This window comes from Flavobacterium aquidurense, from assembly GCF_001404985.1.
GTDB classification, from domain to species: Bacteria; Bacteroidota; Bacteroidia; order Flavobacteriales; family Flavobacteriaceae; genus Flavobacterium; species Flavobacterium aquidurense_B.
This window is the reverse complement of sequence record NZ_JRLF01000006.1, coordinates 107,867-120,671: the sequence shown is the minus strand read 5'-3', so window position 1 is coordinate 120,671 and position 12,805 is coordinate 107,867. Positions and strand designations below refer to the sequence as shown.

Genomic DNA, 12,805 nt, shown 5'->3' with positions numbered 1-12,805 from the left:
AATAGATTTTCAATTATAGTTATCCTAACCATTTTGCTCTGAAAGAGCCTCAGCAATAGCATGGTGCGAAGCGCTATGAATGAGGAATGTTTATTGTTCTAGCCCTGTAAGGGCACAAGCTTAATCTTAAAGGGAAGGTTTATTATATTTTAAATGATATTTTTTGAGAGAAACACCTATTCCTTCTTTAAATTTATATTATCTATTTCTTATGCCCTTTCAGGGCGATTTTTATTTTGATTTAATTCGTAGCGCGATGCACTACGCTATTGCTTTGAGGGCTTTCAGCCATTCTTAAAAGTTTTGAACACTCATGATTGGAATTCCATGTCAAAAAATAAAAAACATAAAAAAAACTCCTTAATTTCTTAAGGAGTTTATATGTGTCTATTTATTTGAAACCAATTTCTCTAAAATCTTAATCTGTTCCTCTTTCGATTTTAAAAGTTCCAGATTTAATCTTTTGATTTCTTCTAAAGCTTCGATCCATTTATCTACTGGATTTATATTGAAATTTGGATAATAATTGTATCCATTAGAGTGATCATTAAAAGTATTAGAAATGATATTTATTGCTTGCTCTTCATCAAAATTCTGAAAGGCTTCAACAGGAATTCTCAACGCGCCCGAAATTTGTTTCAACAGATTATCTTCAATTACATCTTTTTGCTCCAGCATAGAAATTTTCTTCTGATTCCAGTCATTTCCCAAATCAAAAGCCAATGCTTCTTGTTTTATGCCAAGCATTTCTCTAAAACGTTTTACGTTTCTTCCCTGATGTATTTTTTGTTCCATAATAAATATCAAATTTTCCGAAGGCTCAAATATAAAGCCATCTAGATTAAAAACTCTTATTTTCAAAGGTAAAAAAATATCCTGTAAATATTCATTTGTCAGAAATTATATAAAAGGACAATGTTTTTATTCATTTTTATTTTTATCAATAAGTTTTGCCATATTAGCATTAAAAGGAGAAAGATTTTCATCTAAAGTAGAAAAGAAATCAAGATCGGCATTTTCTACTTCAATAATTGCATTTTGCAAAACTTTTTCTCCTGCATTGGTTAGTTTAATCGTTTTTGCCCTTGTATCAGTTTCATGTTCTTGTCGTGTTATGAAGCCTTTATCTTCCAGCGTTCGCAACACTTTTGAAACCATCATTCGATCAGCATTACTTTGATTGGCAATATCAATTTGTGTAACAGAATCGTTTTTTTTCGAAAGCCAGCCTAAAGCAGCCAATAACACAAATTGAGTTTGCGTTAAATCTAATGGATCTAAAACTTTTTTTAGTTTGCGCTGCCAAAGCATAGTTAATTGTCCAAGCAAATAACCCGGACTATCTTTTGGACTTTTAAAATGAAAATTAATTTCTTTAGGCATAATGATATTGCAGCATTTGTGTCGATATTAAATCAAAATCGAGTTTATAAATTTCAAAGATAGTCAGGAGAATCGCTAATAAAACGGGATAACAAAATTATTTTGCTTCTGAATTTGTTTCTAAAATTACTAAATAATTTACTTTTATTTTGTCTCCAAAAAAGTAAGTTTATATCCGTCAAGGTCTTTTACATGAAATGCCCTTCCAAAAGGTGTTTCTATAATTGGTCCGGCAGTAGTTATTCCGTTTGCGATAAATTTCTCTTTCAATTCGTCTACATTTTCGTTTACAGCAAACCAAAGTGCCACGCCGGTTCCTAATTCTTTTCCTTCAATTGGTTCAAGAGGTGTGCGAATAGCAAAACTCGCCTGTCCTTGATTGTATTTAAAAATACAGGCTTGTGGGTTTGTGTTTCCAACTTCAAATCCTAATTTTTTTTCGTAGAAGTCTTTTGATGCTTCTAAATTATTTACTTGTAGTGATGCAAAGGTTAATTCTCTCATTTTGAATAAATTTAAATTGTTGTCGCAAATATAGTATACATGACAACAATGTGCAAATAATTTTGATTATTTATTATTTGTACTTAAAATTAGAATAGAATATTTAGAGAGATATAGAACTATATCAGCGGATACTTTTTAGTTCCCAGTGTTTAACAACATAGTAGTTCCAAATTCCTTTTTGGATCGTGATTTCTAACGAATAATCTTTTGGATTGCGATTGTAATTTTGTCTATTCATTTCCTGACTAACGCTGAAGACTTCAGTCCGGTTTTGAAACTTAAAAGAAATGTCCGGATTTTTTCTAGTGTAAAAACCTTCTACTTTACAATTTATTATTTCGACCAGATTTTTTTCTGCTTCTCTGGTGTTTATATAATTCCATGTCACACTTGCAATTTGTTCAAAACTCAAATATGAAACTATAATTCCTTGCAGTAAATAAAATAAAATCACATATATTTTTTCATATGTTTTGGTGAAACTTAAATAGGTTCTAATCAAAAAATCTTTCCTGTAAATTCCAAAAAATAATATTCCGATACTTATTGGCAGAAAAAAAACATAAATGTTATATCTAATATTGTGTCCAATTGTAGCGCTTTCAAAGAATGTATGATTTATAATAGCAAAAATCATCGCCATTATTAAGAGAATATAATGTCTTTGGTTGATTTTTTTCTCTTTGTTCTTAAGCTTTCTTCTTTCTATTTTTTTTAGATTTTGTTTTGATCTCAAATGTATTCGTATTAATTATTACTTTCTCTCTTGATTATTCGAAAACATCTTATTTAATTTCCTGTTTCTAATTTGTTTGTGCAAGAATAAAACAATAAAGCGATAAAAAGACATTCTAAATAAAATAGTTCAAATTCATGTTTATTTCAGCCAAAATGAATTATATAGCATAAAGATTTTTCTTATATTAGTCCAGAAAAATCCAATTAATAATATTAAGCTAATATAGCTTAGATATGTTGTCGTTGTTTTATTTGGGGAGCGCCAACTTTATAGAAAATGTATGTATAAAAGAAATTTAGAACAAATTCTAGCGGTACTTTTTTTGACTTTCACTGTGAATTGTGCTATCGGACAGAAAAAAGAATTCCGCGAAACGACGGTTGATAGTTTGACTTTTGCAAATAATAAAAAAATAGTAAACGCACTTAATACTGATGCCTTTGCAAAAAAAATATTTGCTAAAAAAAATATCCAAATTCCATATAGGCTTCTAACACCAAAAAACAATAGTAGTAATCAGAAATATCCTTTAGCAATTACCTTTCACAACTCTACCCGATTAGGAAATGATAATGAAAACCAACTTGAACCATTTGCGAAAATTTGGTTAAGACCTGAAATTTATACTAAATATCAATGTTATGTTATAGCGCCGCAATTCAGCAAACGTTCTTCAGATTATGAAAAAAATGTTGATGGAATTCAAGTTTCAAAACCTTCAGAAGATGTTTTTGCCTTATTAGAATTAATTCAAAATGTTGAAAAAGAATATTCAAACATTGATAAAAACAAAATTTACTTAATTGGGTATTCTATGGGAGGTTCTACGGCTCAAAACTTACTAAATATTGCGCCAGAAAAATTTGCTGCTATTGTTTCTGTTGCGGCTGTTCCTGATTTTTCTAATCTTAAAAAAATAAGCAGCAAAAACATATGGCTTATTCACGGCGAAAAAGATGACGAGAATCCATATGTTGGAAGTGTTGAATTGTTTAATAAATTGTCTTCAAGCAAAAATCTGATCTTTACTACCTTTAACAATCTAAATCATAATAACATTGTGATTCCGTTTTTAACAACCGAAGAAATTCCAAAATGGTTATTTGATAAGCACAAATAAAAATTGAGGTAAATCTTAAGATTTTATAGCTTGCATTTGAAATTTGTCTTGGTTTCAGTACGAAAAAATATTTTTTATATTAGCCTGAATAAAAGTCAATTACAGATAAAAAAGTTAGTCAGGCAGAAAAAACGTTTTTAAAAATGAAAAGGAACTTGCAAACTTTCCCAACATTACTCACCGAAAGGTTAACACTTCGTAAACTTTCAAAAAATGATTCCGAAGAAATATTGCATTTGCGCTCAGACACAGAAATAAATAAATTCCTTGGCAGAAAGCCAAGTAAAACAATAGATGACGCCTTAAATTTTATCGAAATTATAATTGAAAATGAAAATGATGAACTTTTTTACTGGGCAATTACAAAAACCGGTGATGATAAACTTATTGGCACAATTTGTCTATTTGACTTTTTAGACGATCTAAAAAAATGTGAAATTGGATATGAGCTTCTTACTCCATATCAGCATCAGGGAATCATGATCGAAGCAGCGAAGAAAGTTATCGAATACGCAATTAAAACACTTGAAATAAAAGCGATAGATGCTCAAACGCATAAAGATAATCAAAGCTCAACAAAACTTCTTCAAAAATTAAATTTTAAGAAACTAGATGATATTGTAGAAAATAATCCTAATCTTATTTTGTATCGGTTGACGACTTGAAGTTGTTAATATTCTACTATTAGAATAGTTTTTTGTGAAATGAGATTGTTTTTGATTTTTAACTAGTTAATATAAAACCTGCTAAATTTGTGAAAAATGCTGGCATAAAAAAAACTCCTTAATTTCTTAAGGAGCTTCTTGGTGGGCTGTCAGGGACTGCAATCGAACACTTGATACCAATTTTGACATTTTTTGATACCTTAAAGTAGATTATCTAATGGTTTGAATTTAACTGAGATTAGAAAAAAATCAAAAATTGCAATAAAAAAATAAATTATTCGAATACAATAAACTTTATTTATAGCTATTTTAATGAGTTTGCCTTTGTGTGGATGAATTATGTTATCAGCAGTTTTTGCCGGCTACAAACTAACGCCTTTCAATTTGCTGAACTGGAGTTAACTGTTGTTTTTTCTATCAGGTTTGTGTTGCTCCATTGCATAATTCCCTCCAAAATTTCTGATAAAGTATTTCCTTTTTTTGTCAAACTGTATTCAACTTTTGGAGGAATTACCGGATAAGAAATGCGTTTTATGATGTTTTCTTCTTCTAAACTTTTCAGTTGTTGAGAAAGCATCTTTTGTGTAATTCCATTTATTCCTTTGTCTAATTCATTAAAACGCATGGTTCCGTTTTTTAGCAAAAGCCAAACAATTACAGGTTTCCATTTTCCGCCAATTTTATCCATAAAGATTGTAATTGGGCATTCATTTGCATTTTCATATTTTTTTTCAAAAACTTTCATTGTATAATTATTTGATTTTCAGTATTTATGTGTTTAAAGTAAGTACATTACTTTTTAGTAAGTACTTGTCGAAAACATAGTAAAGATATAGTTTTGTCAAAAAATAAATCAAAAAATGGAAAATAAAAAAACAATATTACTTATTCATACACATCAAAAATATGACGGAATTTCGGAAGGAAAATTAAATAAAACATTAGCAGGACATGCAAAGTCATTTTTTGAAAGCAAGCAATATGAGGTTCAAGAAACTTTTATAGATAATGGATATGATCCGCAAACAGAAGTTGAAAAACACATAAATGCAGACTTGGTTATTATTCAAACACCAGTTTTTTGGTTTAATACCCCATGGATCTATAAAAAATATGCCGATGAAATTTTTATGGAAGGATTGCTATCACAAAAAATGCTTAATGACGACGGAAGATCTAGAAATGATGTAACCAAACAGTACGGATCTGGAGGAAATTTAGATGGAAAAAAAGTAATGATTTCTGCTACTTGGAATGCACCTAATGAAAGTTTTGACAATCACAACCAAGTTTTTTTGAATGGAAAATCAGCCAATGATGTTTTATTCAATGTTACCTTAAATTATAAATTTTGCGGTTATGATATTTTGCCGAATTTTCATTGTTTTGATGTTGTAAAAAATCCAACAATTGATCTTTTTATGGAGCAATACAATACACATCTCGAAATGATTTCTAAAATGATAAATAAATGAAACTAAAAACAATTGTGATTATTGGTAAAATAACAGTTATGGCTTGAGTATTATTTTAGCCGTATTTGATTAACTTTTATTATTACAAGAGATTATTACCACAATCAAAAATGGGCAATATAAAGTTTAGTATATAGCAATGTAATCTTTGTCTAAACTATTACTAAATATAATTTTAATTTGTAATAAAATTTATTGAAATCAAATTACAGTGAGTCAAGTAATTTATAAATTGGGTATATATTCAAATACTTGGTTTATATATAGAAACAACGCTATTGGATTCCAATAGCGTTGTTTGTCTTTTGTGGGCGATGAGGGGTTCGAACCCCCGACCCCCTCGGTGTAAACGAGGTGCTCTGAACCAGCTGAGCTAATCGCCCTATTTTTCTAGGTTGCTATCGTTATGTGATTGCGAGTGCAAATATACAGCTAGATTTTGTATTTGCAAGCGTTTTTTGAAATAAAATGAAATATTTTTTAGCTTTTTTATTTACTAATCTATTTTTCAGCTTCTTAAAAAATGAAAAAAAATGCTATTTCTTTACTTTTAGTTAAAAACACAGATGGCAAAGTCTAATTTATAATAATCCTTTGTATTCATTTGCTATAATCATACATTTGTAAACCTTAATTGTATACTCAAATGGCAAGATTTAAAGAAAATGATTTACCAAAATCAAAAATTACCGCTACTTCACTTAACAAAGCAACCATAATATTCAAATACGCCGGCAAGCACCAATGGAAATTTTATGTTGGCTTGGTTTTCCTTTTACTTACAGGAGCCACTGCCCTCGCCTTTCCTAAATTAATGGGAATGTTGATTGACTGTGTGAAAAATAAAGACAATGATCAGGCAAACCAAATTGCATTAGGATTAATTGTGATCTTATTTCTGCAATCGTTCTGTTCGTTTTTCAGATTGTCATTGTTTGTTAATTTTACCGAAAATACATTAGCAAACCTGAGATTATCATTATATACCAATTTAGTAAAACTGCCAATGACATTCTTCTCTCAAAAAAGAGTTGGAGAACTAAACAGTCGTATAAGTGCAGATATAACTCAGATCCAGGATACACTAACATCAACAATTGCTGAGTTTTTACGTCAATTTATACTTATTATAGGCGGGGTTATTTTATTGGCTACAGAAAGCTTTAAATTAACCTTATTAATGTTGGCCGTAGTTCCTCTTGTAGCCGTTGCTGCTGTAATTTTTGGACGTTTTATTCGAAAATATTCGAAACAAGTTCAGGATCAGGTTGCAGAAAGTCAGGTTATTGTAGAAGAAACCATGCAGGGAATCAGTATTGTAAAAGCCTTTGCAAACGAATGGTACGAAGTCACCCGTTATAAAGGAAAAATTAGTGAAGTTGTAAAACTGGCTATCAAAGGCGGTAAATACCGTGGTTACTTTGCATCGTTTATTATTTTCTGTTTGTTTGGCGCCATCGTTGCTGTTGTGTGGTACGGAGTTCGTTTAAGCATTGCAGGAGAAATGAGTGTTGGTCAGTTGATTTCATTTGTATTGTATTCAACATTTGTTGGCGCTTCGTTTGGCGGAATTGCTGAATTATATGCACAAATTCAAAAAGCAATTGGTGCTACCGAAAGAGTTTTTGAATTATTAGAAGAAACACCGGAAAAAATAAATTCGTCACAAAATACTACTCCACTAGAAAAAATAAAAGGAAATGTTTCTTTTAAAAATGTCGCATTTAGTTATCCTTCAAGAAAAGAAGTTCAGGTATTAAAAGATGTGAATTTTACTGCTGAATTTGGACAAAAAATCGCGATTGTAGGTCCAAGTGGTGCCGGAAAATCTACTATTTCTTCCCTTTTACTGCGTTTCTATGATATTACTTCAGGAGAAATCACGGTTGACGGAAAAAATATCTATGATTTTGATCTAGAAAATCTTCGTGGTAATATGAGCATTGTGCCGCAGGATGTAATTTTATTTGGTGGAACCATAAAAGAGAATATTGCATACGGAAAACCAGATGCAACGAACGAAGAAATTATCCTGGCTGCAAAACAAGCAAATGCATTTAATTTTGTAGAAGGATTTCCTGAAAAATTCGAAACTGTCGTAGGAGAACGCGGTGTAAAATTATCCGGAGGACAACGCCAGCGTATTGCAATTGCAAGAGCATTACTTAAAAACCCAAGTATTTTGATATTAGATGAAGCAACATCATCTTTAGACAGCGAAAGCGAAAAATTAGTTCAGGAAGCTTTAGAAGTTTTAATGGAAGGAAGAACAAGTATTATAATTGCTCACCGCCTTTCGACTATTAGAAACGCTGATAAAATTTTAGTTTTGGATAACGGAAAAATAACGGAAGAAGGAACACATCAGGAACTAATAAATCTTGAAAACGGAACCTATAAAAACCTGAGTAATCTACAGTTTAGTAATTATTAGTAGAAAATCCTAAACCTCAAAATCAAACCCGACAGGTTTTTGAAACCTGTCCGGTTAAAAAAAAGTGCATAAAAAAGCTCCAATGTAAATTGGAGCTTTTTTTATGTAAACTGTAAACTGTAAACTGTAAACTGTAAACTGTAAACTGTAAACTGTAAACTGTAAACTGAGACTGAAAACTATTTCCCTTTTCTACGTTTACGTTCTGCTTTTATCATTGATAGTTCACGGCTTGTTTGACCGGCTACAGAAGTATTTTCTTCTGCACGACGAATCAAATAAGGCATAACATCTTTTACAGGACCAAATGGCAAATATTTCGCCACATTATAACCGTTTTCGGCCAGGTTGTAACTAATATTATCACTCATTCCGTATAATTGTCCAAACCATATTTTATTATCGTTTTTTGCAATTCCCTTTTCCTGCATCATTTCCATCAATTTATAAGAACTCAATTCGTTGTGAGTTCCTGCAAAAATTGACATAATTTCCAGATGCTCTAACATATAATGTACAGCAGCATCATAATTAATATCTGTAGCTTCTTTAGAAACACAAATTGGCGAAACATAATTTTTCTCTTCCGCTCTTTTGTTTTCTTTTTCCATATAAGCACCACGAACCAGCTTCATTCCAATAAAAAAGCCTTCAGTTTTAGCCACTTCATGCAATTTCTTTAAATAATCCAGACGATCCCAACGGTACATTTGCAAAGTATTAAATACGATTGCTTTCTCCTTATTATACTTGCGCATCATATCAGTAACAAGATCATCAGCGGCATCCTGCATCCAGCTTTCTTCACCATCAATCAATAAAGCCACATCTTTTTTATGCGCTTCACCACAAACCTGGTCAAAACGGGCCACTACTCTGTCCCACTCTGCTTGTTCTGCCGGAGTTAAGGTTTGTTTTTCGCCTAATTTCTCATACAATTCAAAACGGCCAAAACCTGTAGGTTTAAAAACAGCAAACGGAATTGCCAAACGTTCTTTAGCAAATTCAATTGTTTTTAAAGTCATTTGTAAAGCAGCGTCAAATTGCTCTTCTTCCTCTTTTCCTTCAACAGAATAATCTAAAACAGATGAAACACCTTTGGTAAACATTTTATCTACCACTGTAATACAATCGTTCTCGTTTACACCACCACAAAAATGGTCAAAAACAGTTGCACGAATTAATCCTTCTACCGGAAGATTTGCTTTTATCGCAAAATTGGTAACAGCAGTTCCTATCCTTACTAAAGGTTGACTGTCGATCATTTTAAAAAGAAAATAAGCTCTATCAAGTTCTGTATCGCTTTTTAGCGAAAATGCAACCTGAGTGTTATCGAATATTTTTTCCATTAAGGTCAGTTTTTTGTGCAAATATAGATAGAGTTTTGAATATTATTTACTAAAACACAGCATAATTTTTAATATCGTTAATAAGATTGAGTCAATTATTATATAAAGTAGTAAGAGTTTACTTCTTTATATAGATTGAGATTTAAAAAATCAAAATAAAGAGATTAAATCATTACTTAGAATCATTCGTTTTAAAACAAATTTGAACCAAAGTTTGAATATTATTTAGTTAAAAATGCCTTATTTTGCGGTTTCAATTAACTACAGAAATATGCAATCTATTCAAGCCAATAATTATCTCGTACATTTTAACCAAAATGCATACGAAGCCTTAAATAATCATTTAAAAGAAAATAAATACTCTAATTTGTTTATTATAGTTGATAATGAAACAAATGAGTATTGCCTGCCTAAATTTTTGCCTTTGCTTGAAACTGATTTAAAGATTGAAATTATTGAATTTGAATCAGGAGAAATCAATAAAAATATTGAAACCTGTATTGAAATCTGGAAAGTACTAACAGAACTTGGTGCAGATAGAAAATCACTTGTCATAAATCTTGGAGGCGGCGTAGTAACGGATCTTGGCGGATTTGTTGCTTCTACTTTTAAACGCGGCATCGATTTTATTAATATTCCAACAACCTTATTATCTATGGTAGATGCTTCTGTAGGCGGAAAAACCGGAGTTGATTTAGGAAATCTTAAAAACCAGATTGGTGTTATCAACGTACCTCAAATGGTATTGATTGATACACAATATCTTGAAACTTTACCACAAAGCGAAATGCGTTCCGGATTGGCAGAAATGCTAAAACACGGCTTAATATATGATGCAGCATACTGGAAACAGTTTTTAGACCTAAAAGCAATTGATTTTGCTGATTTTGATGAATTGATCTATCGTTCTGTCGAAATTAAAAATGATATCGTAATTCAGGATCCAACGGAAAAAAATATTCGTAAAGCATTAAATTTCGGACATACTTTAGGGCATGCTATCGAAAGTTACTTTTTAGAAAGTGAAACTAAGAAAACATTGCTGCACGGAGAAGCCATTGCAATTGGAATGATTTTGGAAAGTTATATCTCTTTGCATAAAAACTTAATTACAGCAGAAGAATACAAAGAAATCAAAACTGCAATAAAGAGCATTTATGATGATGTAAAAGTAGAAGAAAATGACATCGATCCTATCCTGGAATTGCTTATTCATGACAAAAAAAATGAATACGGTTTGATTCAATTTGCCTTAATTGAAGGAATAGGAAAAATAAAAATTAATCAATCTGTTGAAAATAAATTGATTCTAGACGCGTTTCAAGATTATAAATCTTAAACTTTTTTTAATAAAAAGCTTTGCTTTAGGTATATATTATTTTTTACATTTGCCACGATGAAAACAAACAAAAAACAAAGACAATTTAGTTCTTATAGAAACCGGCTCAATAGTTCCTTGCTAAGGATGTTGAATCGTTTTTATAATAGCAAAAGTCCGTTTTGTTGTGATATTTTTCAATGCTCAAAAGCAGAACACGAAAAACTGCAAATTGTATTTGCGAATATTAGGGTTTGAATTTTAGATTTAGTACCGTTCTCTAAATTAAAAATTACAATCTCAAATATCACAAAATATAATGAATACAAAATATTCTGATCTAATTAATCAAACTTACTATTTTCCTCAAACGGAATTTAAACTAAACAAAGACAACTTACAATTTCACAATATCGATTTGATGAAATTAGTTGAACAATACGGTACACCTTTAAAATTTACTTACTTGCCACAAATTTCTGAAAACATCAATAAGGCAAAAGCCTGGTTCAGAAAATCGATGGAAAAAAACAAGTACGACGCAAAATACTACTATTGTTATTGCACAAAAAGTTCTCATTTTGAATATATTATGAATGAAGCTTTCAAGAATAACATTCATATAGAAACATCATCAGCGTTTGATGTTAATATTGTAGAAAATCTGCTTGAAAATGGAAAAATCAACAAGAGTACTTATGTTATTTGTAACGGATTTAAAAGAGACGAATACATTACCAATATTGCACGATTAATCAATAGCGGACATAAAAACACTATTCCGATTATTGATAATTATGAAGAGCTTGACTTACTTCAGGCTGAGATTAAAGGAAAATTCAAAATTGGAATCCGTATTGCAGCTGAAGAAGAACCTAAATTTGAGTTTTATACTTCTAGATTAGGTATTGGATATAAAAACATTGTTTCGTTTTATAAAAAACAAATTCAGGAAAATGATAAATTAGAGCTTAAAATGCTTCACTTTTTTATCAATACCGGAATAAACGATACTTCATATTACTGGAATGAGTTAGTAAAATGTATTAAAGTATATATTGCGCTTAAAAAGGAATGTCCTACCCTTGATGGTTTGAACATTGGCGGAGGTTTCCCGATTAAAAATTCTCTTGCGTTTGAATATGACTATCAATATATGATTGATGAAATTATCAATCAGATTAAAATTGCATGTGATGAAGCCGAAGTTGATGTTCCTAATATTTTTACAGAGTTTGGATCATTTACAGTAGGTGAAAGCGGTGGCGCAATCTATCAGATTTTGTACCAAAAACAACAAAATGACAGAGAAAAATGGAATATGATTGATTCATCATTCATTACCACTTTGCCGGATACTTGGGCTATAAATAAACGTTTTATTATGTTAGCGGTAAACCGCTGGAATGATACTTACGAGCGGGTTTTATTAGGAGGTTTGACTTGTGATAGTGACGATTATTACAACTCAGAACAAAATATGAATGCCATTTATTTGCCTAAATACAACAAAGAAAAGCCATTGTATATTGGTTTCTTTAATACTGGTGCGTATCAGGAAACTATTGGTGGTTACGGAGGTTTACACCACTGTTTAATCCCACAGCCTAAACATATTTTAATAGATCGTGATGAAAACGGCATTTTAGCGACTGAAGTTTTCTCAGAACAGCAAACTTCTGATGATGTATTGAAAATTTTAGGATATACTAAAAAAGTATAAAAAAAAACCTGCAAAATAAAAGTTAATAAATATAAAATTATTAATTTGCAGTACCATCCAAAAGGTTACACTTTTAATTCAAAAAAAACAAA

12 protein-coding genes and 1 tRNA gene are annotated in these 12,805 nt (G+C 30.7%); 6 read left to right on the top strand and 7 right to left on the bottom strand.

Going from position 1 to position 12,805, the window contains the following annotated elements; translation table 11 throughout:
- Positions 1-387 precede the first annotated feature (387 nt).
- From RC62_RS02140 to RC62_RS02125, 4 genes are all read right to left on the bottom strand, one after another.
- Positions 388-795 carry a helix-turn-helix domain-containing protein gene (locus RC62_RS02140; RefSeq protein WP_055092173.1) on the bottom strand — a complete coding sequence of 136 codons (408 nt, stop codon included), beginning with the start codon at positions 793-795 and terminating at the stop codon, positions 388-390.
- A 126-nt stretch (positions 796-921) separates the two neighbouring features.
- Positions 922-1,383 carry a MarR family winged helix-turn-helix transcriptional regulator gene (locus RC62_RS02135; protein ID WP_055092171.1) on the bottom strand — a complete coding sequence of 154 codons (462 nt, stop codon included), beginning with the start codon at positions 1,381-1,383 and terminating at the stop codon, positions 922-924.
- Positions 1,384-1,527: 144 nt separating this feature from the next.
- On the bottom strand, positions 1,528-1,887 hold the full coding sequence (locus RC62_RS02130) for a VOC family protein (protein WP_055092169.1): 360 nt from the start codon (positions 1,885-1,887) through the stop codon (positions 1,528-1,530).
- Between the two features lie 124 nt (positions 1,888-2,011).
- On the bottom strand, positions 2,012-2,626 hold the full coding sequence (locus RC62_RS02125) for a hypothetical protein (RefSeq protein WP_157472322.1): 615 nt from the start codon (positions 2,624-2,626) through the stop codon (positions 2,012-2,014).
- A 283-nt stretch (positions 2,627-2,909) separates the two neighbouring features.
- On the opposite strand from RC62_RS02125, the gene RC62_RS02120 reads away from it, so the two are divergent.
- Complete coding sequence (locus tag RC62_RS02120; RefSeq protein ID WP_055092165.1) at positions 2,910-3,749, top strand: alpha/beta fold hydrolase; 840 nt, start codon at positions 2,910-2,912, stop codon at positions 3,747-3,749.
- Positions 3,750-3,892: 143 nt separating this feature from the next.
- Entirely contained in the window at positions 3,893-4,414 is a 522-nt protein-coding gene (locus RC62_RS02115; protein WP_055092163.1) for a GNAT family N-acetyltransferase, read from the top strand.
- Between the two features lie 379 nt (positions 4,415-4,793).
- Here the strand turns inward: RC62_RS02115 and RC62_RS02110 are convergent, their stop codons facing one another.
- Entirely contained in the window at positions 4,794-5,159 is a 366-nt protein-coding gene (locus tag RC62_RS02110; RefSeq protein WP_055092161.1) for a winged helix-turn-helix transcriptional regulator, read from the bottom strand.
- Between the two features lie 115 nt (positions 5,160-5,274).
- Between RC62_RS02110 and RC62_RS02105 the strand changes: the two genes are divergently transcribed.
- Positions 5,275-5,889: an NAD(P)H-dependent oxidoreductase gene (locus tag RC62_RS02105; protein WP_055092158.1), complete on the top strand. Its 615-nt coding sequence runs from the start codon at positions 5,275-5,277 to the stop codon at positions 5,887-5,889.
- Between the two features lie 308 nt (positions 5,890-6,197).
- Here the strand turns inward: RC62_RS02105 and RC62_RS02100 are convergent.
- Positions 6,198-6,272, bottom strand: a tRNA-Val gene (locus RC62_RS02100).
- A gap of 263 nt (positions 6,273-6,535) precedes the next feature.
- Here RC62_RS02100 and RC62_RS02095 point away from each other — a divergent pair.
- Entirely contained in the window at positions 6,536-8,323 is a 1,788-nt protein-coding gene (locus tag RC62_RS02095; protein WP_055092156.1) for an ABC transporter ATP-binding protein, read from the top strand.
- A gap of 179 nt (positions 8,324-8,502) precedes the next feature.
- Here the strand turns inward: RC62_RS02095 and RC62_RS02090 are convergent, their stop codons facing one another.
- Positions 8,503-9,672, bottom strand: coding sequence for a proline dehydrogenase family protein (locus RC62_RS02090; RefSeq protein WP_055092153.1), 1,170 nt, complete (start codon positions 9,670-9,672; stop codon positions 8,503-8,505).
- Positions 9,673-9,943: 271 nt separating this feature from the next.
- Between RC62_RS02090 and aroB the strand changes: the two genes are divergently transcribed.
- Both aroB and RC62_RS02080 read left to right on the top strand, forming a co-directional pair.
- Positions 9,944-11,011 carry a 3-dehydroquinate synthase gene (gene aroB, locus RC62_RS02085; protein ID WP_055092919.1) on the top strand — a complete coding sequence of 356 codons (1,068 nt, stop codon included), beginning with the start codon at positions 9,944-9,946 and terminating at the stop codon, positions 11,009-11,011.
- Positions 11,012-11,309: 298 nt separating this feature from the next.
- On the top strand, positions 11,310-12,713 hold the full coding sequence (locus tag RC62_RS02080; RefSeq protein WP_055092150.1) for a decarboxylase: 1,404 nt from the start codon (positions 11,310-11,312) through the stop codon (positions 12,711-12,713).
- Positions 12,714-12,805: the final 92 nt, after the last annotated feature.

Coding starts and splice junctions, on each gene's coding strand:
- RC62_RS02110 (WP_055092161.1), bottom strand. CDS start 5,159: ATGAAAGTTTTTGAAAAAAAATATGAAAATGCAAATGAATGCCCAATT.
- RC62_RS02140 (WP_055092173.1), bottom strand. CDS start 795: ATGGAACAAAAAATACATCAGGGAAGAAACGTAAAACGTTTTAGAGAA.
- RC62_RS02105 (WP_055092158.1), top strand. CDS start 5,275: ATGGAAAATAAAAAAACAATATTACTTATTCATACACATCAAAAATAT.
- RC62_RS02130 (WP_055092169.1), bottom strand. CDS start 1,887: ATGAGAGAATTAACCTTTGCATCACTACAAGTAAATAATTTAGAAGCA.
- RC62_RS02135 (WP_055092171.1), bottom strand. CDS start 1,383: ATGCCTAAAGAAATTAATTTTCATTTTAAAAGTCCAAAAGATAGTCCG.
- RC62_RS02095 (WP_055092156.1), top strand. CDS start 6,536: ATGGCAAGATTTAAAGAAAATGATTTACCAAAATCAAAAATTACCGCT.
- aroB (WP_055092919.1), top strand. CDS start 9,944: ATGCAATCTATTCAAGCCAATAATTATCTCGTACATTTTAACCAAAAT.
- RC62_RS02090 (WP_055092153.1), bottom strand. CDS start 9,672: ATGGAAAAAATATTCGATAACACTCAGGTTGCATTTTCGCTAAAAAGC.
- RC62_RS02115 (WP_055092163.1), top strand. CDS start 3,893: ATGAAAAGGAACTTGCAAACTTTCCCAACATTACTCACCGAAAGGTTA.
- RC62_RS02120 (WP_055092165.1), top strand. CDS start 2,910: ATGTATAAAAGAAATTTAGAACAAATTCTAGCGGTACTTTTTTTGACT.
- RC62_RS02080 (WP_055092150.1), top strand. CDS start 11,310: ATGAATACAAAATATTCTGATCTAATTAATCAAACTTACTATTTTCCT.